Here is a 19,135-nt window from a genome sequence, read left to right on the forward strand (position 1 = left end):
GGGCACGGCCGGGACGCTTTCGCGGCCCGGCCGTATCCACTTCCGTGAAGGGACCCGCCATGGCCACCACGCGTACTTCGCACACCGTCTGGGAAGGCAACCTGCTCAAGGGCGCCGGCACCGTCTCCCTCGACTCCTCGGGCCGGGGCTCGTTCGAGGTGTCCTGGCCCTCGCGCGCCGAGGCCGCGAACGGCAAGACCAGCCCCGAGGAGCTGATCGCCGCCGCACACTCCAGCTGCTACTCGATGGCGCTCTCGCACGGCCTCGACGGTGCGGGCACCCCGCCCACCCGGGTGGAGACCAAGGCGGACGTCACCTTCCAGCCCGGTGAGGGCATCACCGGCATCCACCTGACCGTGCGCGCCGAGGTCCCCGGCCTGGACGCGGAGGGCTTCGCCGCCGCCGCCGAGGACGCGAAGAAGAACTGCCCGGTCAGCCAGGCCCTGGCCGGTACGACGATCACCTTGAGCGCCGAGCTCGTCTGATCCCCTCCGCCGTCGCCGTCACCGGGCCCCGCGCGTCCACGCGCCGGGGCCCGGTGGGGTGACGGGGCCGCGTGCGCGCACGCGCCGCCGGTGCGGCGGGGGTCCGGCGTGGTACCACGGGCCGGTCACATCTCCCGCCACCCCCCGGGGAATCGCCGATGTCCGTCACCCGACGCAGCCTGCTCGCGGCCGGCGCGGTCGCCTTCAGCGGCGCCCTCGGCCCGCTCTTCGCCTCGGGCCGCGCCCGGGCCTCCGCCCACGGGTACGGGCCGCTCCTGCCCGACCCGGGCGGCCTGCTGGACCTGCCCGCCGGATTCTCGTACCGGGTGCTGTCGCGCGCCGGGGACCCGCTGCGGTCCGGGGAGGGCACGGTCCCGTCCCACTGCGACGGCATGGCCGCCTTCGGCGCGGGCGGCGGCCGGGTCCGCCTGGTGCGCAACCACGAGAACCGGGCGGACGCCGCGCTGCGCGTCCCCGCCGTGGACGGGCTCACGTACGACCCCGGGGCCCTCGGCGGCTGTACCGTCCTGGAACTGGACCCCGGCGGCGGACTCGCCGCCGAGCGGGTCGGCCTGGCCGGGACGGCCGTCAACTGCGCGGGCGGCCGCACCCCCTGGAACACCTGGCTGAGCTGCGAGGAGACCGAGGACCGGGCCGGCGCCTCCGGGTACGCCCGCGACCACGGGTACGTCTTCGAGGTGGACCCCGCCGACCCGCACCGGCTCGGCGCCGTACCGCTGACCGCGATGGGCCGCTTCGCCCACGAGGCCGTCGCCGTGGACCCGTACCGGGGCGTGGTCTACGAGACCGAGGACGCCTTCGTCAGGCCCTTCGGCCTCTTCTACCGCTTCCTGCCCGCCCGCCCGCTCGGCGGCCCCGGCTCCCTGCGGGCCGGCGGCGTGCTGGAGGCGCTGCGCGTGCCCGGCGTGCCCGACCTGTCGGTGGTGGACCGGCCGGGGGCGGAGTTCCCGGTGGAGTGGGTCCGCGTACCGGACCCCTCGGCGGCGGGGACCCCGATCCGCTTCCAGGACTTCGGCCCGGGCGGGATCACCCACGCGCAGAAGCTGGAGGGCTGCTACTGGGGCGGGACGGGGGTGTACTTCGTCTCCAGCTACGCCCGCGGCTCCGAGGGCGCCGCCGCCGACCACCACGGGCAGGTCTGGTCCTACGACCCGCGGCGCGGCCGGCTCCGGCTGGAGGTGCGCTTCGGCCCGGCGGCCGACGTCCGCCTTCCGGGGGACTCCCCCGACAACATCTGCCTGGCACCGGACGGCGGGCTGATGGTGTGCGAGGACGGCGGCGGGGAGCAGTACGTCTTCGGGGTGACCCCGGCCGGAGAGGTCTACCCGGTGGCGCGCAACGCCCAGGACATCGGCGGACCCGGAGCCCCGGCGTGGGGGGAGTTCGCGGGGGTCACCTTCTCCCCCGACGCGCGGACGATGTACGTCAACGCGTACACGCCCGGTACCACCTTCGCGGTCACCGGCCCCTGGCGCTGACGCCGTGACCGACGGAAGGGGCCGCCGGGACGGGGCCGGGACCCCGCTGCGGGAGCTGCTGCGGGTCCGTACCGGGGCCCGGCACGGAGGCCGGGTCGACCTCGGCGCGTACGCGTCCTCCGCCATCCCGGCGGGCCCCACCGACAAGCGCGCCGGGCAGGCCGCCGCAGCCGGCCTGGCCGGACCGCTCGCCGACCTCCAGGAACGGCTCTACGCCGCCAGCACCGCCGGGGACCGGCGCCGGCTGCTGCTCGTGCTCCAGGGCATGGACACCTCCGGCAAGGGCGGCACGGTGAAGCACGTGATCGGCCTGTTCAACCCCTCGGGCTGCCGCATCACCGCCTTCAAGGCACCCACCCCGGAGGAGAAGGAGCACCCCTTCCTGTGGCGGGTCGGGAAGGCCGTGCCCCGGCCGGGCGAAATCGGCATCTTCGACCGCTCGCACTACGAGGACGTACTGATCGCCCGCGTCCGCGCGCTGGCGCCGCCCGAGGTCCTGGAGCGCCGGTACGGGGAGATCAACGCGTTCGAGCACTCCCTGGCCGAGGAGGGCGTGACGGTGGTGAAGGTCCTGCTCCACGTCGGCTTCGAGGAGCAGCGCGAGCGGCTCCTGCGGCGGCTCGACCGACCGGACAAGCACTGGAAGTTCGATCCGGCCGACATCGAGGAACGCCGGTCGTGGCAGGCCTACCAGGAGGCGTACGAGCGCGTCCTGGAGCGGTGCTCCACCGAGGCCGCGCCCTGGTACGTGGTGCCCGCCGACCGCAAGTGGTACCGGAACTGGGCGGTCAGCAGGCTGCTGCTGGAGCATCTGGAGGAGCTGGACCCGCGGTACCCGCCGGCCCGGTTCGACGTCGAGGCGTGCCGTGCCCGGCTGATGGACGGATAGTCATATATTTTGCGTGAGTGACCCTTTCTGTACGCAAAGTGGCCGCCGTGGCCGTGCTCGGCGCCTTCCTCACGGGATGCGGGGGTGGCACCGGCGCTCCCCAGGGCGCGGGCCAGGCCCGTTCGGGCACCCCTGTGGCCTCCGGTCCCGCCACCGCGTCCGCCCCCTCCGCGGCCGCCTCCCCCTCCGCCTCCCCCCTGGCCGGCGCGCCCGTCCGGGTGCCGACGCTGGCGCCCGGGCCGAACGGCCTGACCCCGGTCTTCGAACGGGCCCGGCAGCGGACCGAGAAGACCGTCGCCCTGACCTTCGACGCCGACATGACCTCCGACCAGGGTCCGCGCGCCGCCTCGGGGGAACGTTTCGACAACCCCGAGCTGATCGCGGCCCTGCGGCGGCTGAAAGTGCCGTCCACCGTGTTCATGACGGGGCGCTGGGCCGAGGAGTACCCCGACCAGGCGAAGTCCATCGGCACCGACCCGAACTTCGAGATCGCGAACCACTCCTACAGCCACCACGCGTTCAAGTCGCCCTGCTACGGGCTGCCGGCACTCGACGCGCCCGCCGCCCGGGCGGACGTGGACCGGGCGTTCGCCGCCTTCAAGAAGGCGGGTGCGGTCAACACCGTGCCGTACTTCCGCTTCCCCGGCGGCTGTTACGACGACCGGGCGCTGCGCCTCCTGGGCCCGGCCAAGGTGACCGCCGTGCAGTGGGACGTGGTCAGCGGGGACGCCTTCGCCAAGGACCCCGACGCGGTGGCGGAGCAGGTGCTGGCCGGGGTGCGGCCCGGGTCGGTGGTGGTCATGCACTGCACGCGCAGCGCGGCACCGGTCACCGAGCAGGCCGTCGAGAAGATCGTCCCGGAGCTGCGCAGGCGGGGGTACCGCTTCGTGAAGGTGTCGGAACTGATGGGGAAGTAACGTTTCATCAGCTCCGGGCGGCCGAACCGGGCTCAGCCGGAGCAGGCCGTGCGCTGGGCCTCCTGCCACTCGCACAGCGGGCACCGCACCGCGCCCGGGGTCGCCGCCCCGTACTCCGTGGGCCTGCCGCACTCCACGCAGTCCGCGTACGGCGGCCCGGCGGCGGGGCGGAGGCGGGCGCCGGTCTCGTGGTCCTGCGGCTGGTCCATGCGTACGAGCCTACTCAGCCCCGGCGCGCGGCCGCCAGGGCCGCCGCCGCGCCCGCCGCTCCGGCCAGCAGCAGCGCACCCGCCAGCGCGCCGAGCGGGAGCGCCGGCTCGGGGGCGCCCGCTCGGGCGGCGCCGATCAGCGCGGACACCGCGCCGCGGGCCGGGGAGAGGGACACGACCCAGGCCAGCAGGGAGCCGAGGCCCGCCCCCAGGACGGCGAAGCCCCGCCCGGGCACCAGCGGCCGGCTGCACACCGCGCCCACGGCCGCCCCCGTGAGCGCGCACGCCGTCACCGCCACCGCCCGGTGAGGGCGGCCCGGCCGGGGTCGTGCCCGGCGGGGTCCCCGACCAGCAGGGTGTAGGCCGCGGCGAGCAGCCCGGTCAGCAGGGCCGCGCCCAGACCGGTCAGCACGGCCGCCGCGTGCACCCGGGCCGGTCCGGCCGCGGCGGCGGTGCAGGCCCGGGCCGCCGGGGGCTCGACGGTGACGCAGACGCGGACCAGCCAGGCCGCCGGCGGGACCAGGCCGGCGGCGGCGTAGCCGAGGGAGTCCAGCATCCGGTCGCCGGGCTGGACGCCGATGCCCACGAAGACGGCGTACAGGGCGAACGGGGCCGGCCAGCCCTGGGAGCGCAGGAGCAGGGCGCCCTGGTAGCGGAGCAGGGCGGTCACGGGAGTTCCTCCACGGAGCGGATGTGCCAGGACGGCCGGGCGGTGAGCAGCCCGCGCAGGACGGAATCGGAAAGCCCGGCCCCGACGGTCAGCCAGATCCCCCCGCCGGGAGCGGCCAGGGCCCCCACCGGCGGGACACTGCCGGGCGGCCCGACCGCGTGGATGCGCACGGCGGCCGCCCCGGCCGGCACGACGGCAGCGGCGAGCGGTACACCCGGTCCGTCGGCCGGTACGACGGGCACCCCGGCGGGTACGGCCGCCGGGGTCGTGCGCAGGGGCGCGGCGGAGCGGGGGGCCGGGGGCTCGGCCGCGGCCTCCAGGGTCGCGCCCCTGAGCCGGTAGTGGGCGTGCGGCAGGCCGGACAGGCGGGCGGGGTCGTGGTCGACGAAGACCACCGTGGCCCCGGCGGCGGTGCGTTCGGTGACGGCACGGTCCAGCTCGGCGCGGGCGGACGCGTCCAGGCCGGTCCAGGCCTCGTCGAGGACGAGCAGCCCCGGATCGGCGAGCAGGGCCTGGGCCACGGCCACCTTCTGGCTGGTCCCCTTGGACAGATCGGCCATCGGGGTGCGCGCGAAGCGGGCGGCGCCGAACCTCTCCAGCCCGTCGGCCGCCCGCCGGGCCGCCTCGGCACCGGTCAGGCCGTGCACCCGGCCGAGGTGGGTGAGGTAGGCCGCGGCGGTCAGCGGCAGGACGGCGGGGAAGCGCTCGGGCACGTACGCGGTGCGGGGCGGCCGGCCGGTGATCCGCCCCTCGGTCGGGGTGTCGATGCCCGCGATGAGCCGCAACAGGGTGGACTTGCCGCCGCCGTTGCCGCCCTCGACGCGGACGAGGGCACCGGGCGGCAGCTCCACGCCGATCCCGCGCAGCACCCAGGGCCGCCGCCTGCCGTAGCGGCGGCCCACGCCGGTGAGCCTCAGTGCGCCGCCGCCGTCTCGGTGCGCTCGCTGGGCCGGACGATGACGAAGCCCTCGCCGCGCAGCATCAGCTGGACGGCCTCGCCGGAGCCGCCGCGGATCATCGAGCCGACTGACTGCGAGCGGTGCAGGCCCGTCACCAGCTGGGCGCTCCAGCCGACGACCGCGTCCGTGTCCACGTAGACCGGCGACTGCGCGGTGACCGGGATGACGATCGGGTTGCCGTCGCAGACGACGGCGAGCTTGCCCGTGCCGGTGAAGAGGCTGTTGAAGAGGCCGCCGCCGGTCATCCCGGCGCCCTTGACCATCTTGATCTCGTACGACAGCGTCGCGTCGAAGCACAGCACGTTGCGCCCGTTGATGGTGAGGGCGTCGCCGGGCTCGAAGTCGACGATGAAGCAGTTTCCCGCCTGGTGGGCGAACCAGGCCTCGCCCTGGCCGCGGACGGACATCAGCGCGAGCCCCTCGCCGGTGACGGCCCGCTTGAGCATGCCGCCTATGCCCTGGCCCTTGCGCTCGAACTGGAGGTTGCCGCGGAAGGCGACCATGGAGCCCTGCCGGGCGAGCACCTCGCCGTTGACGGCGTACTTGACGGACTTTGCGTTCTGCAGGGTCATCCCGGGGGCGGCGGCGGGCTGGGCCAGGTTCTCACCGGCGAAAAGGTCGCTCTTCATGGAGCCGATCCTCACCCGCGCCGGCCACCCGGGGCATCCTCCTGAAGGCGGACCCTGGCATCCTTGGCAGGATGAGCAGCCAGCACACGAACCAGACTTCAGAGGTACCCGCGGTGGGGGCGGACAGCCCCTTCCGGAAGGACCACGTACTGCGCGACGAAGCCCCGCAGTTCGTGCTGCCGCTGGTCGTGCGGATCGAGAAGGCCGAGCCGCCGGCGCGGACGGACGCGCTGCAGACGGCGGCCCGCGCGGTGCTGGTCCTCCTCACGGACGAGCGCGCGCACGGCGAGGGCGAGTGGGCGCGCGCGGTGCGCGACTGGCAGGACGCCCGCATCCGCAAGGTGGTGCGCAGGGCGCGCGGCGCGGAGTGGCGCAAGGCGGCCACGCTGCCGGGCATCACGGTCCAGGGCGCCGCGTCGGAGGTGCGGGTCTTCCCTCCGGTCCCCCTGGACGGCTGGCCCAAGGAGCTGGCCAAGCTCCAGGTGTCGGGCACCGAGATGGACGACCCGGAGCCGGTGGCCGCGCCCGAGCCGGGCGTGCCGGTGCTGTGGCTGAACCCGGACCTCGACATGTCGGCCGGCAAGGCGATGGCCCAGGCGGGGCACGCGGCGCAGCTGGCCTGGTGGGAGCTGACGGCGGCGGAGCGCGCCCTGTGGCAGGCCTCGGGCTTCCACCTGGCCGTGCGCACCGCCCCGCGTGACCGCTGGGCGGAACTGTCCGGCAGCGGCCTGCCCGTGGTCCGCGACGCGGGGTTCACGGAGATCGCGCCGGGCAGCTGCACGGTGGTGGCGGACCACCCGGCCCTGCGTGGCCGGCTGTGAACTGGCGCGGGCTGGTCCTCGGGCTCCTGCCGGAGGCGGAGCTCGCCGGACCGGCGGACGAGGCGGACCTCGCCGAGGTCGAGCGGGTGCTCGGGCAGGCGCTGCCCGCCGACCTCGCCGGCCTGCTGCGGGAGTGCGACGGGGTCGTCGGGCGGCACGCCACCGATGTCGTCTGGAGCGCCCGGCGGATCGCCCGGGACAACGCGGAGCTGCGCGGCACGCCGGAACTCGCCGCGCTGTACATGCCCTTCGAGCCGCTGATGTTCTTCGGGGACAACGGCGGAGGGGACCTGTTCGGCGTCGTGCGGACGCCGGAGCGGCCCGACGTCTTCGCCTGGGACCACGAGAGCGACGGCCGCTCCTGGGCGGCGGGCGGGGTGGAGGACTACCTCCGGCGGGCCCTGCCGGCGGCCGGCGACTGGTACCGGTACTGAGGGCCGCCGGGACGCGGCGACGGAACCCGGGGGGCGGAACCGGGAGCCGGAACAGGGCGGCGGAACCGGGGGCGCTGGGGAGGCGGTGACCGGAACGAGACCTTCGGGCAGGAACCTCAAATGTTGCTCTGAACGTCCCCAGCCGGTGGTTGGCCCGTTCGCGTCCGGGCCATGACATCGGCACGGAGTCCTTGAGAGGGGGCGAGGGGGACATGAAGCCCATGGCACGCCTGGGGGTGGGCATCGGGTGGAGGCCGGAGATCGCCGGTGCGGTCGAGCGGCTGGAGGGGCTGGACTGGATCGAGGTGGTGGCCGAGAACGTGTGCCCGGGCCACCTGCCCGAGTCCCTGCTGCGGTTGCGGGACCGGGGCGTACGGGTGGTGCCGCACGGGGTCTCGCTCGGCATCGGGGGCGCCGACCGGCCCGACGCCGGGAAGCTGGCCGCGCTCGCGGAGCGGGCCGTGGCCCTCGGGGCGCCCCTGGTCACCGAGCACATCGCCTTCGTACGGACCTCCTCGCCCGCGCTGGAGGCCGGGCACCTGCTGCCGGTGCCGCGGACCCGGGACGCCCTGGACGTGCTGTGCGAGAACGTGCGGATCGCCCAGGACGCGCTGCCCGTGCCGCTGGCGCTGGAGAACATCGCCGCGCTGGTGTCGTGGCCCGGGGAGGAGCTGACCGAGGGGCAGTTCCTGACCGAGCTGGTGGAGCGGACCGGTGTGCGGCTGCTGATCGACGTGGCGAACCTGCACACCAACCGGGTCAACCGGGGCGAGGACCCGGCCGCCGTGCTGGACGCGGTCCCGCTGGAGGCGCTGGCGTACGTGCACGTGGCCGGCGGGGTGGAGCGCGACGGCGTGTGGCACGACACGCACGCCCATCCGGTGCCGCCGGTGGTGCTCGACGTGCTGGCACGGCTGCGCGAGCGGGTGGACCCGCCGGGGGTGCTGCTGGAGCGGGACGAGGACTTCCCCGAAGGGGACGAGCTGGCCGGGGAACTGGAGCGGATCCGCGCGGTGGTGGCGGAAGCGGGCGAACCCGCGGTACGGGAGCCCGTGGTCGTGCGGGAGGGTGCCGCCGGGACCGCCGGCGAGGCCGCGCGCACGCGGCTCGGGCTGGGACAGGCCGCGCTGCTGTCGGCGCTGGTCGCCGGAACGCCGGTGCCCGAGGGGTTCGACCGCCAGCGGGTGCGGATCCAGGCCCGGGCGCTGGCCGCCAAACGAGCCTCCGTGGTGGCGAAGGTCGCGCCCGAGCTGCCCGGGATCCTGGGCGGTCCGGAGGCGTACCGCGCGGCGTTCCTGGCGTACGCGCGGCTCCGGCCCATGGCGGGCGGGTACCGGCGCGACGCGCTGGACTTCGCGGAGCACCTGCTGATCCGGGACCTGCCGGACGACCCGGCCGCGCGCCGCCGGCTCACCGCCTGGTGGCGGGAGCGGGCCGGGGCCCGGCCGTCGGGCCGGATCGTGCGCTGGGCGCGTGCCCTGGTGGGGTGGGGGCGGTGAACGTACTGGCCGTGGCGGTGTGGGCCGCCGTCGTCCTGTCGAGCCTCGGGCTGGTGCTCGGGCCGCGGCGGGGACGGGGGCGCCGGTCCGGAACGCCCGAGGTGCACGACCTGTCCGAGGCCGCCTTCCTGGCGGGCGGGCCCGGGACGGTCGTGGACGCCGCGCTCGTCGCGCTGCTCGGCGACGGCCGGCTGGTGGCGGGCGGCCCGGGCATCGTCCACGAGGGGCGGCGGGCGAGCGGCGCGGACCCCGCCCAGCGGGCCGTGCTCGCGGCGCTGCGGGCGGCCCCGTCCGGGTGGCTGTACCAGGTGCGGTACGCCGCCATGCTGGACCCGGCCGTGCAGGAGACCGGGGACGCCCTGGCCGCGCGCGGGATGATCGCCGCGCCCGGCGCGGGGCGGGGCCTGCGGCGGTGGGCGCTGGTGCAGACGGTGGTGTGCGCGGCGCTGATCCCGGTGTCGCTGCCGGTGACGTTCGTGGCCATGGCGCTGACGCGGGAGTCGCAGGTGCCGTTCGTGCTCAAGGTGCTGCCGGTCCTGGTGGGCGGCATCGTGGTGGGCGCGCTCTGTGCCCGGCGGGCCCGGGGCCGGGTGACCCCGGCGGGGCGGGCGGCACTGGCACGGGCCCGGGCCCGGTACGCCGCCGACCAGACCCCCGCCGTGCGGACGGCGCTGTTCGGGCTGCGGGGGCTGCGCGATCCGGGGCTGCGGGCGCAGCTGGTGCCCGCGGCGCGCGGCACCCGGCTGGCGGCGGCCCAGGCCCGGGGGCGGGCGTCCGGCGGGCGGACCACGAGCTCCTCGCGCACCTCGCACTCCTGCGGTTCCTCCGACTCCTCGTCCGCCGATCTGGTGCCCGTGCTGTGGTGCGCGTCGGGCGACGGCGGCGGCTCTTCCGGGGGCTGCGGTGGCGGGTCCGGCTGCGGAGGTTCCGGCTCCGGCTGTTCGGGTGGGGCGAGTTGCGGCGCGTCCTCCGGCTGTTCGAGTGGTTCGAGCTGTTCCGGGGGGTCGAGCGGGTCCAGCTGTTCCAGCGGTTCGAGTTGCAGCAGTTCGTCCGGGTCCAGCTGCTCCAGCAGCACCTGACCCCTGTCGCCTCCAGGTCACGAGCTGCTCGTGCTCGGGCAGCGCGGGCCGTGGCGGGTGGAGGAGCCGGCCATGCCACGGATCCTGCTCCCGCCGCCCGCCCGGGCCGGGGTGCCCGCCTCGGCCCGGCGGCCGGCGCGGACCGCATCCGCCGCCTGCCCGCCTGGTGGACCCGGGGGTGCGGGCCGCACCGGCGGGGCGGGCGGCCCGGCCCTGATCCGCCCTTGGCCGCCCTTGCGGTCCGGCTCCCGCCCGGAGGTGCCCCGTCGTGGCGCCAACCGGGCGTACCGGGTCCGACACCCCGGCGGCGAGCCTGTACAGCGGCGGCCCGCTGACATCTCATCAGACAGGACGATGAGACGAAGGGGTCGCCATGCGGACGACGCTCGCGCGCTACGGAGCCGCCTCGGCGGCCCTCTGCCTCACCCTGTGCGCCCCCGCCGCCCCGGCCCGTGCGAGCGGTCCCGGGCCCGGGACCGCCGCCGAACGGGTCGCCGCCGAGGACGCCGGGGCCGAACTGGTCGCCCGCCGCGCCGCCGCGGCCGCCGCCCTGCGGCCGGTCACCGGCGCCTCCGGGAGCCCGGCGCACGGCACCAGACCCACCCAGGGCGCCCGCCCCGTGACCCGTCCCATGCCCCGGCCCGCCTCCGGGGAGGGCGCGCGGCCGCTGGAGTTCCTGCCGTGCCCCGCCGCCGAGGAGCTGCCTGAGCCCGTGCGGTGCGCCACCCTTCGGGTCCCGCTCGACTACGCCCGCCCCGACGGGCCGCAGCTCTCCCTCACCGTCAGCCGCCTTCCCGCCTCCGGCCGCGGGGGCGCCGTCCGGCAGGGCGCGCTGGTGTTCAACCCCGGCGGGCCGGGTGCCTCCGGGACGTACTTCCCGCTCCTCGCCGACCGGTCCGCCTGGGCCCGCGTCGCCGCCGCCTACGACCTGATCGGCTACGCCCCGCGCGGAGTGGACCGCTCCGCCCCGCTGACCTGCCAGGACCCCGCCGAACGGCCCCAGGGGCCCACCCAGGTGCCCGCCGAGCCCTCCGCCGCGTACAAGCGGGAGCGGATGGCGGCCGCCCGGGCCTACGCCGAGGGGTGCGCGCGGCACACCGGCGCCGCACTCGCGCAGTACACCACCCTGAACAACGCCCGTGACCTCGACGTGCTGCGCGCCGCCCTGGGCGAGCGGCGGCTGACCTTCCTGGGGGCCTCGTACGGCACCTACCTCGGCGCGGTGTACGCCACCCGCCACCCGGACCGGGTGCGCCGCATGGTGTTCGACTCGGCGGTGGACCCGGACCCGCGCCGGATCTGGTACCTCGACAACCTCGGCCAGGCCGGGGCCTTCGAACGCCGCTGGGCCGACTTCCGCGCCTGGACGGCCCGCCACGACGACGCGTACGGGCTGGGCGCCACCGCGCGGGCGGTGCAGGCGAGTTACGAGAGGGTCCGCGCGGCCGTGGCCCGCACCCCGGCGGGCGGGGTCGTCGGTACGGGCGAACTCCAGGCGGCCTTCCTCCAGGCGGCGTACTACGACGACGTGTGGCCGGAGCGGGCCGCGGCCCTCGCCGCGTACCTGCGCGGGGACGAGGCGCCGCTGGTGCGCCAGGCGGCCCGCGATCCGCGGCTGACCGCGCAGGCGGCCACCGCGACGGCCGTCTACACGGCGGTGCTGTGCAACGACGCGCCCTGGCCGGCCGACTGGGAGACGTGGGACCGCGACAACAGCGAACTGGCCCGCCGCGCGCCCTTCGAGACCTGGGCCAACGCCTTCCTGAACCTGCCCTGCGCGAGCTGGCCGGTGCACGAGCGGCAGCGGCCCGTGGAGGTCGGGGCGCTCCCGGCCGGGCGGCTCCCCGCCACACTGGTCGTGGCGGCGGAACGGGACGGGGCGACGCCCCACCGGGGCGCGCTGGAGCTGCAGCGGCGGCTGGGCGCCGGGTCCGCGCTGGTGACGGAGCGGGCGGCGGGCAGCCACGGGGTGACCGGCGGACGCAACGCGTGCGTGGACCGGCATGTGGAGCGGTACCTGCTGACAGGGACCACCCCGGGGTGGCGCGTGAGCTGTGCGCCGCATCCGGAGCCCGCACCGGTGACACTGGACGAGGGCGCAGCGAGCGCTCCCAGGGCGCTGCTGCCACCGCTCGTCTGAACTTCCGGGCGGGATCTCCGGCTGCGTCGTTTCGGGGGCAGGGCCTCCCGATCCACCGGAGGCCGCTCCTCAGCGAGAGCGCGGTCGTCCTCCGGTCCTTCCCCCCAGGGGAGGTATCAGGCGAGCCCGGCCACCAGATCGGCGACGGACTTGCGGCGCCCGGTGTAGAAGGGCACCTCTTCACGGACGTGCATCCGGGCCTCGGAGGCACGCAGGTGACGCATGAGGTCGACGATGCGGTAGAGCTCGTCGGCCTCGAAGGCCAGCAGCCACTCGTAGTCGCCCAGGGAGAAGGAGGCGACGGTGTTGGCGCGCACGTCGGGGTAGCCGCGGGCCATCTTGCCGTGGTCGGCGAGCATGCGGCGGCGGTCCTCGTCGGGCAGCAGGTACCAGTCGTACGAGCGCACGAACGGGTAGACGCTGACGTAGTCGCGGGCCACCTCGTCGGCCAGGAAGGCCGGGATGTGCGACTTGTTGAACTCGGCCGGACGGTGCAGCGCCATGTTCGACCACACCGGCTCCAGGGCGCGGCCCAGCCGGGTGCGGCGGAACAGGTTGTAGGCGGTCTGCAGCTCGTCCGAGGTCTCGGCGTGCCACCAGATCATGATGTCCGCGTCGGCGCGCAGGCCGGAGACGTCGTAGGTGCCGCGGACGGTGATGTCCTTGGCGGCGAGCTGGTCGAACAGCTCCTGGACCTCGTCGGCGTAGCCGCTGCGGTCCTCCGGCAGGACGTCCTTCAGCTTGAAGACGGACCACAGGGTGTAGCGGATGACCTCGTTGAGGTCCTTCGCCTTCTTCCCCGCGTTGGGAATCTTCTCTGGTGCAGTCATGTGTCCATTGTCCCGTGTGCTGATCAGTGCTCGGTGCCAGGGGTGGCCATCGAGGCGGTGACGGCGTCCGCGGCCTTGCCGGCACTGGCGATGCAGGCCGGGATCCCGACGCCGTCGTAGAGGGCGCCGCAGACCGCGAGGCCGGGCAGGGCGGTCACGGCGGCCCGGATCCGGTCGACGCGGGCGAGGTGGCCGACGGGGTACTGGGGCAGTCCGCCGTCCCAGCGGGTGACGGTGGAGGCCACGGGCCGGGCGGTGAGCCCGACGGCCTCGCCGAGGTCGGCGAGGGAGACGTCGACGAGCTCGGAGTCCTCGCGCCCCAGGTCGCCCTCGTCGCCGTGGCGGCCGACGGAGGTGCGCAGCGGGAAGAGGTCGGGATCGGCACCGGCCCAGGCCCACTTGTTGCCGGAGAAGGTGGACGCCTTGATCGTGCGGCCGTCGACGGGCGGGACGAGGAACCCGCTGGCGGTGCCGCCGGCGATCGCCGGGGGCAGGTCGGAGCGGCGGAAGGCCATCGTGACCAGGGCCATGGAGGCGTACTCGACCTCGCGCAGGCCGGCGGCGGCCGCGGGGGCGTGGGCGTCGAGCAGCCGGGCGGCCGGGGCCGCCGGGGTGGCGAGGACCACGCCGTCGGCGTCGAGGGCCTCGCCGTCGGTGGTGATCCGCCAGCCCTGGGGCGTACGGGCGAGGCCGCGCGCCGGGGTGCCGGTGAGGATCCGCGCCCCGGCGGCCCGGCAGGCCTCGGCGACGGCGAGCGGCAGGCGGCCGATGCCGCCGGCGATCCCGGCGAAGAAGGCGCCGGAGGCGGCGGCGCCCGTCACGGTGGTCCGCTCGGCGGCCGCGCGGGCGGCGGCCCCCTGCTGGAGGGCCCGGACACCTTCGGTCAGCGTGGGGTGGGTGCGGACCGCGTCGAAGAGGGCGGGGACGGCGGCGCGCATCGAGATGCGGTAGGCGTCACCGGCGTAGACGCCGCCGAGCAGCGGTTCGACCAGCCGGTCCACGACCTCGCGGCCCATCCGGGCGGCGACGTACGCGCCGACGGCGACGTCCTCTCCGACCTCGGTGGGCGGGAGCGCGGTGTCGGCGGTGATCCGGGCGAGGCCTTCGGCGGACAGCACGCCGGAGGCGGCGAGGGCGGCCGGGTCGCCGGGGACGCCCATGACGTGGCCGCGGGGCATGTCGCGCAGGGCCCCGCGGGTCCAGAGCCGGGCGGTGGCGGTCGCCGGGGGCTGGAGGTCGTCGCCGAGGCCGACGGCCCGGGCGAGGTCCAGGGCCTCGGGGCGGCGGGCGAGGACGGACTCGGCGCCGAGGTCGACGGGCAGGCCGGCGAGCTCGCCGGCGCGCAGTTTGCCGCCCAGGCGCGGGCCGGCCTCCAGGAGGGTGACGCGGACCCCGTCGGCGAGCAGCCGGTGGGCGGCCGCGAGGCCCGCGATGCCGCCGCCGATGACGACGACATGACGGGACGGCCCGGGCCGGCCCGTCCCGTTCGTACGCGTGTCCGCTTCGTGCATGGATCCATGGTCTCAGACCGCCCGGCGAGGCCCGAACGTGACCGCATCGGAACCGGGTCGGGATCCGGGGGGCGAAACCCGGGGAGGCCGCGCATACGTCGAAGCGGTGACATCTGCCGCAGCCCCGGGGGTACTTGACGATGCACACGTTCAGCAGACAGCACCGCGCGGCGGCCGCCCTGGCCGGCCTGGCCCTGGCCGGGGGCCTCGTGCTCACGGGCTGCAGCGCCGGAAGCCAGACGTCCGCCTCCGACGGCAAGGCCGCCGCGGCGGCCCCCCGGGAGGGCGCGCAGGGCAAGCCGGGGGCGGGGGCGGCCGCTCCCCCGGCGGCGGACTCCAAGGGCCAGGCCCAGGTGCCCGTCCGGCCGAACGTCATCCGTACGGGAAAGCTGGGCATCGAGACGGCCGAACCGCAGAAGGTCATCGCGGCGGCCCGGACGGCTGCCGAGGGCGCGGGGGGCTACGTCGGTGCCGAGACCACCGACCGCGGTGGGGACGGGCGGATCACGTCCACGCTGACCCTGCGGGTGCCCGGGGACCGCTTCGACGCGGTGATCGCCTCCCTGGAGGGCGGCGGGAAGCTGCTGAACCGGAAGGTGGAGGCGCAGGACGTCACGGAGAAGGTCGCCGACGTCGACAGCCGGGTGAAGTCCCAGCAGGCCAGCGTGGCGCGGGTGCGGGAGATGATGGAGAAGGCCTCCGCGCTCAGTGACGTGGTCATGCTGGAGAGCGAGCTGAGCCGGCGCCAGGCCGACCTGGAGTCCCTGCTGGCCCAGCAGAACGCGCTGAAGGACCAGACCTCGATGGGCACCATCACGCTGTCGGTCTCGGAACCGGCTCCGGCTCCGGTGGAGAAGGAGAAGAAGGATCCGCAGCCCGGGATGGGCGATGCCCTGGCCGGCGGCTGGAAGGTGTTCGCGCGCCTCGTCGGCTACCTCGGACTCGCACTGGCGGCGGTGCTGCCCTTCGCCCTCGCCGCCGCCCTGCTCACCTTCGGGTTCAGGCTCTACCGCAGGTTCCGTCCGGCGAAGCCGAAGACGGGTCTGCGGCGGACCCCGGTGCCCCGGCAGGCCGCGGCCCCGGCCCCGGAACCGGCGGGCGGTGCACGCGAGGACGGGGTCTGACGGCCCGTCCGCCCGTAGCGTGTCCCCGTAACGGAGGCGACGGCGCACGGCGCGGAGGGCGGGCAGGACGATGGCGGCGGAACGACTGGTGGTGGTCGGCGGCGACGCGGCGGGGATGTCCGCCGCGTCGCAGGCGCGGCGGCTCAAGGGCCCGGCGGAACTGGAGATCGTCGCTTTCGAGCGGGGGCACTTCACCTCGTACTCGGCGTGCGGGATCCCGTACTGGATCGGCGGACAGGTCGCCGGCCGGGACGACCTGGTCGCCCGCACCCCCGAGGAGCACCGCGCCCGGGACATCGACCTGCGCACCCGCACCGAGGTGCTGGAGCTGGACCTGCCGGGCCGCCGGGTGCGCGCCCGGAACCTGGACAGCGGGGAGGAGTCCTGGACCGGGTGGGACAAGCTGGTCCTGGCGACCGGCGCCCGCCCGGTCCGGCCGAAGCTGGCGGGCATCGGCGCCCACGGGGTGCACGGGGTGCAGACGCTGGACGACGGCCAGCGGCTGATGGACAGCCTGGAGCGGACGGAGGGCCGCCGGGCGGTCGTGGTCGGCGCGGGCTACATCGGCGTGGAGATGGCCGAGGCCCTGGTCCACCGGGGGTACGAGGTCACCGTCCTGCACCGCGGCCCGCAGCCGATGGCCACGCTCGACCCGGACATGGGCGGCCTCGTGCACAGCGCGATGAACGCCATGGGCATCGTGACGGTCTCCGGCGCCGAGGTGGTGAAGGTCCTCACGGACGAGGAGGGCCGGGCCCGTGCGGTGGCCACGGCGTCGGGCGAGGAGTACCCGGCGGACGTGGTGGTGCTCGGCATCGGCGTGGAGCCCCGTACGTCCCTGGCCCGCGCGGCGGGACTGCCGCTCGGGGAGTCGGGCGGCCTGCTGACGGACCTGTCGATGCGCGTGCGGGGCCAGGAGGACGTCTGGGCGGGCGGCGACTGCGTGGAGGTCCTGGACCTGGTGGCGGGCCGCAACCGGCACATCCCGCTGGGCACGCACGCCAACAAGCACGGCCAGGTGATCGGCTCCAACGCGGGTGGCGGCTACGCGACGTTCCCCGGTGTGGTCGGCACGGCGGTCAGCAAGGTCTGCGACCTGGAGATCGCCCGCACGGGGCTGCGCGAGAAGGACGCCCTGGCGGCGGGGCTGCGCTTCGTGACGGCCACGATCCGCTCGACGAACACCGCGGGGTACTACCCGGGGGCGGCGGAGATGACGGTCAAGATGCTGGCGGAGCGGCGCACCGGGCGGCTGCTGGGCGTCCAGATCGTGGGCGGGGCCGGGTCCGCGAAGCGGGTGGACGTCGCGGCGGTGGCCCTGACGGCCGGTATGACCGTGGAACAGGTCGTGTCCCTGGACCTGGGCTACGCCCCGCCGTTCTCTCCCGTCTGGGACCCGGTGCTGGTCGCGGCCCGCAAGGCGGTCTCGGCGGTGCGGGCGGCGGGCGTGTAGCCCAGGCGCCGGCGGGGCCGTCCATGGCCCCGCCGGCGTTTCAGGCGCGGGAGCGGTGGCGCCGTGTCCGCAGCCGCGCCCGGGGGCCCGGTCCGGCTAGCGCTGCGTACGGGTGTGGACGTAGTCCACCAGGCGGGTCAGGGCGTCGGGGTCCGTCGTCGGGAGGACGCCGTGGCCGAGGTTGAAGACGTGGCCCTCCAGGCCCGCCGCCGCGGCCAGGACCTCGTCCGTCTTGGTCTCGACGGCCTCCGGGGTGGAGAAGAGGACGGCCGGGTCCAGGTTGCCCTGGAGCGCCTTGCCGGGGCCGACCCGGCGGGCGGCCTCGTCCAGGGCGACCCGGTAGTCGACGCCCACGACGTCCGCGCCGGCCTCGCCCATCAGGCCGAGCAGCTCGCCCGTGCCCACGCCGAAGTGGATGCGCGGGACCCCGTAGGAGGCGACGGACTCCAGCACCTTCGCCGACGCCGGCATCACCGAGCGGCGGTAGTCCGCCGGGGACAGCGCGCCGACCCAGGAGTCGAAGAGCTGGACCGCGGAGGCGCCGGCCTCGATCTGGACCTTCAGGAAGGCGGAGGTGATCTCCGCGAGGCGGTCCAGGAGGGCCGACCACAGCTCCGGGTCCCCGTACATCAGGGCCTTCGTGTGCTCGTGGTTCTTGGACGGACCGCCCTCGACCAGGTAGCTCGCGAGGGTGAAAGGCGCGCCGGCGAAACCGATCAACGGAGTGCCGCCGAGTTCACCCGTGAGCATGCCGATCGCCTCGGTGACGTAGGTGACGTCCTCCGGGGTGAGGTCGCGCAGCTGTGCGAGGTCCTCGCGGCGGCGGATGGGCTGGGCGACGACCGGGCCGATGCCCGGCTTGATGTCGAGGTCGACGCCGATGGCCTTGAGCGGCACGACGATGTCGGAGAAGAAGATCGCCGCGTCCACGCCGTGCCGGCGCACCGGCTGCATGGTGATCTCGGTGACCAGGTCCGGGCGCATGCAGGACTCCAGCATGGCCGTGCCCTCGCGGACCTTGCGGTACTCGGGCAGTGAGCGGCCGGCCTGCCTCATGAACCACACCGGGGTGTGGGGAACCGGCTCGCGCCGGCAGGCCTTCAGGAAGGCGGAATCGTACGTCTGACTCGGCTGGCCCTGCGGGCTGGTAGTGGCGCTCACGCGGCAAATCTTCGCACGTATGAAGAAGTGCCCGCCCCGGGGCGGGTGTCCCTGCGCCGCACGGGCGCCCGTTCCGCCTAGTCTTCCCGGCATGGCTGCGGCTCAGGGACGATTTTCAGATGGCGCTGACGGCGTGGACGGCGCGAAGGAGAGCTCGGTCCCGCTCCCGTTCCGACGGGCGGTCGACGGCTTGCGGAAGGCGCGGCTGCGGCCCGGGATCGAGATCGACCCGACGAAACCGCCCCAGCGGCTGGCCCCCCACGCCTACGCGCTGGAGGCGGCCGTCGTGGACGGGGAGGACGACCTGGCCGACGGCCGGCTGATCCTGCTGCACGATCCGTCCGGGCACGAGGCCTGGCAGGGCACCTTCCGGCTGGTGACGCTGGTACGGGCGGAGCTGGAGCCGGAGATGGCGGCGGACCCGCTGCTGCCGGAGGTGTGCTGGTCCTGGCTGACCGGGGCGCTGGAGGCGCGCGGGCTGGCGTACGGGGAGCCGAGCGGGACCGTCACGATGGCGAGCTCGCACTACTTCGGCGGGCTCGGCGAGCGGCGTCCGGCGACGCAGATCGAGATCAGGGCCTCGTGGACGCCCCGGGAGGGGACGGGCGGGGTGCCGGACACCTCCGCGCACCTGGCGGCCTGGTGCGAGCTGCTGTGCCAGGTCGCGGGGCTGCCGCCGCTGGGGCCGGCGGAGGGGGCTCCGGGCGTGGTGTCCCTGCCACAGCGGCGCGGTCCGCACCACCCGTAGCGGGCGGCCCGGCGGGGCCGTCCGCAGGGGGCGGGACCGCCGGACGGGTGTCCGGCGGCGAGGGGGCGATCGTTCGCG

The 19,135-nt window shown here is 75.7% G+C and carries 20 protein-coding genes; 12 read left to right on the forward strand and 8 right to left on the reverse strand.

Features of this window, described 5'->3' with window-relative positions; genetic code table 11:
* Window positions 1–59 precede the first annotated feature (59 nt).
* The 4 genes from WDV06_RS02680 to WDV06_RS02695 all read left to right on the forward strand — a co-directional run bounded on the left by WDV06_RS02680 (window position 60) and on the right by WDV06_RS02695 (window position 3,790).
* Window positions 60–485 carry an OsmC family protein gene (locus WDV06_RS02680; RefSeq protein ID WP_030234726.1) on the forward strand — a complete coding sequence of 142 codons (426 nt, stop codon included), beginning with the start codon at window positions 60–62 and terminating at the stop codon, window positions 483–485.
* A 158-nt stretch (window positions 486–643) separates the two neighbouring features.
* On the forward strand, window positions 644–1,984 hold the full coding sequence (locus tag WDV06_RS02685) for an alkaline phosphatase PhoX (protein ID WP_395507947.1): 1,341 nt from the start codon (window positions 644–646) through the stop codon (window positions 1,982–1,984).
* A gap of 4 nt (window positions 1,985–1,988) precedes the next feature.
* Window positions 1,989–2,873, forward strand: coding sequence for a PPK2 family polyphosphate kinase (locus WDV06_RS02690; RefSeq protein ID WP_395507948.1), 885 nt, complete (start codon window positions 1,989–1,991; stop codon window positions 2,871–2,873).
* A gap of 17 nt (window positions 2,874–2,890) precedes the next feature.
* Window positions 2,891–3,790, forward strand: coding sequence for a polysaccharide deacetylase family protein (locus tag WDV06_RS02695; protein WP_395507949.1), 900 nt, complete (start codon window positions 2,891–2,893; stop codon window positions 3,788–3,790).
* A gap of 32 nt (window positions 3,791–3,822) precedes the next feature.
* Here WDV06_RS02695 and WDV06_RS02700 read toward each other — a convergent pair whose 3' ends face one another.
* Genes WDV06_RS02700 through WDV06_RS02720 form a run of 5 tightly spaced genes read right to left on the reverse strand, consistent with a single transcriptional unit; the run spans window position 3,823 to window position 6,257 of the window.
* Entirely contained in the window at window positions 3,823–3,999 is a 177-nt protein-coding gene (locus tag WDV06_RS02700; protein WP_395507950.1) for a hypothetical protein, read from the reverse strand.
* 14 nt (window positions 4,000–4,013) lie between these two features.
* Window positions 4,014–4,292 carry a hypothetical protein gene (locus WDV06_RS02705; RefSeq protein ID WP_395507951.1) on the reverse strand — a complete coding sequence of 93 codons (279 nt, stop codon included), beginning with the start codon at window positions 4,290–4,292 and terminating at the stop codon, window positions 4,014–4,016.
* Window positions 4,289–4,669 carry a hypothetical protein gene (locus WDV06_RS02710; RefSeq protein ID WP_395507952.1) on the reverse strand — a complete coding sequence of 127 codons (381 nt, stop codon included), beginning with the start codon at window positions 4,667–4,669 and terminating at the stop codon, window positions 4,289–4,291. Before WDV06_RS02710 ends, WDV06_RS02705 begins: the two co-directional genes overlap by 4 nt.
* Complete coding sequence (locus WDV06_RS02715) at window positions 4,666–5,586, reverse strand: ATP-binding cassette domain-containing protein (protein ID WP_395508033.1); 921 nt, start codon at window positions 5,584–5,586, stop codon at window positions 4,666–4,668. The genes WDV06_RS02710 and WDV06_RS02715 overlap by 4 nt, the downstream gene beginning before the upstream one ends.
* Window positions 5,583–6,257, reverse strand: a complete 675-nt coding sequence (locus tag WDV06_RS02720) for an AIM24 family protein (protein WP_395507953.1) — start codon at window positions 6,255–6,257, stop codon at window positions 5,583–5,585. The genes WDV06_RS02715 and WDV06_RS02720 overlap by 4 nt, the downstream gene beginning before the upstream one ends.
* Before the next feature lie 71 nt (window positions 6,258–6,328).
* On the opposite strand from WDV06_RS02720, the gene WDV06_RS02725 reads away from it, so the two are divergent.
* The 5 genes from WDV06_RS02725 to WDV06_RS02745 all read left to right on the forward strand — a co-directional run bounded on the left by WDV06_RS02725 (window position 6,329) and on the right by WDV06_RS02745 (window position 12,230).
* Window positions 6,329–7,078 (forward strand): aminoacyl-tRNA hydrolase, encoded by a 750-nt coding sequence (locus WDV06_RS02725; protein ID WP_395507954.1) that lies wholly within the window; start codon window positions 6,329–6,331, stop codon window positions 7,076–7,078.
* Window positions 7,075–7,512, forward strand: a complete 438-nt coding sequence (locus WDV06_RS02730) for an SMI1/KNR4 family protein (protein ID WP_395507955.1) — start codon at window positions 7,075–7,077, stop codon at window positions 7,510–7,512. The genes WDV06_RS02725 and WDV06_RS02730 overlap by 4 nt, the downstream gene beginning before the upstream one ends.
* A gap of 221 nt (window positions 7,513–7,733) precedes the next feature.
* The gene (locus tag WDV06_RS02735; RefSeq protein ID WP_395508034.1) at window positions 7,734–9,011 is read left to right on the forward strand and encodes an MbnB/TglH/ChrH family RiPP precursor modification enzyme; all 1,278 of its coding nucleotides are present in this window, start codon (window positions 7,734–7,736) and stop codon (window positions 9,009–9,011) included.
* The gene (locus tag WDV06_RS02740) at window positions 9,008–10,090 is read left to right on the forward strand and encodes a TIGR04222 domain-containing membrane protein (RefSeq protein ID WP_395507956.1); all 1,083 of its coding nucleotides are present in this window, start codon (window positions 9,008–9,010) and stop codon (window positions 10,088–10,090) included. Before WDV06_RS02735 ends, WDV06_RS02740 begins: the two co-directional genes overlap by 4 nt.
* Window positions 10,091–10,463: 373 nt before the next feature.
* Entirely contained in the window at window positions 10,464–12,230 is a 1,767-nt protein-coding gene (locus tag WDV06_RS02745) for an alpha/beta hydrolase (RefSeq protein WP_395507957.1), read from the forward strand.
* A 116-nt stretch (window positions 12,231–12,346) separates the two neighbouring features.
* On the opposite strand, the gene hemQ is transcribed toward WDV06_RS02745, so the two are convergent.
* Both hemQ and hemG read right to left on the reverse strand, forming a co-directional pair.
* Window positions 12,347–13,060 carry a hydrogen peroxide-dependent heme synthase gene (gene hemQ / locus WDV06_RS02750; RefSeq protein ID WP_365158741.1) on the reverse strand — a complete coding sequence of 238 codons (714 nt, stop codon included), beginning with the start codon at window positions 13,058–13,060 and terminating at the stop codon, window positions 12,347–12,349.
* Window positions 13,061–13,083: 23 nt separating this feature from the next.
* Complete coding sequence (hemG, locus tag WDV06_RS02755) at window positions 13,084–14,571, reverse strand: protoporphyrinogen oxidase (protein ID WP_395507958.1); 1,488 nt, start codon at window positions 14,569–14,571, stop codon at window positions 13,084–13,086.
* Between the two features lie 140 nt (window positions 14,572–14,711).
* Between hemG and WDV06_RS02760 the strand changes: the two genes are divergently transcribed.
* Together WDV06_RS02760 and WDV06_RS02765 are read left to right on the forward strand one after the other, a co-directional pair.
* Window positions 14,712–15,695: a DUF4349 domain-containing protein gene (locus tag WDV06_RS02760; RefSeq protein WP_395507959.1), complete on the forward strand. Its 984-nt coding sequence runs from the start codon at window positions 14,712–14,714 to the stop codon at window positions 15,693–15,695.
* A gap of 70 nt (window positions 15,696–15,765) precedes the next feature.
* Window positions 15,766–17,148 carry an FAD-dependent oxidoreductase gene (locus WDV06_RS02765; RefSeq protein WP_395507960.1) on the forward strand — a complete coding sequence of 461 codons (1,383 nt, stop codon included), beginning with the start codon at window positions 15,766–15,768 and terminating at the stop codon, window positions 17,146–17,148.
* 96 nt (window positions 17,149–17,244) lie between these two features.
* On the opposite strand, the gene hemE is transcribed toward WDV06_RS02765, so the two are convergent.
* On the reverse strand, window positions 17,245–18,309 hold the full coding sequence (gene hemE / locus WDV06_RS02770) for a uroporphyrinogen decarboxylase (protein WP_395507961.1): 1,065 nt from the start codon (window positions 18,307–18,309) through the stop codon (window positions 17,245–17,247).
* 91 nt (window positions 18,310–18,400) lie between these two features.
* Between hemE and WDV06_RS02775 the strand changes: the two genes are divergently transcribed.
* On the forward strand, window positions 18,401–19,057 hold the full coding sequence (locus tag WDV06_RS02775; protein WP_395507962.1) for a DUF3000 domain-containing protein: 657 nt from the start codon (window positions 18,401–18,403) through the stop codon (window positions 19,055–19,057).
* The last annotated feature ends 78 nt before the right edge of the window (window positions 19,058–19,135 follow it).

The organism is Streptomyces racemochromogenes (assembly GCF_044129415.1).
Lineage (GTDB): Bacteria > Actinomycetota > Actinomycetes > Streptomycetales > Streptomycetaceae > Streptomyces > Streptomyces racemochromogenes_A.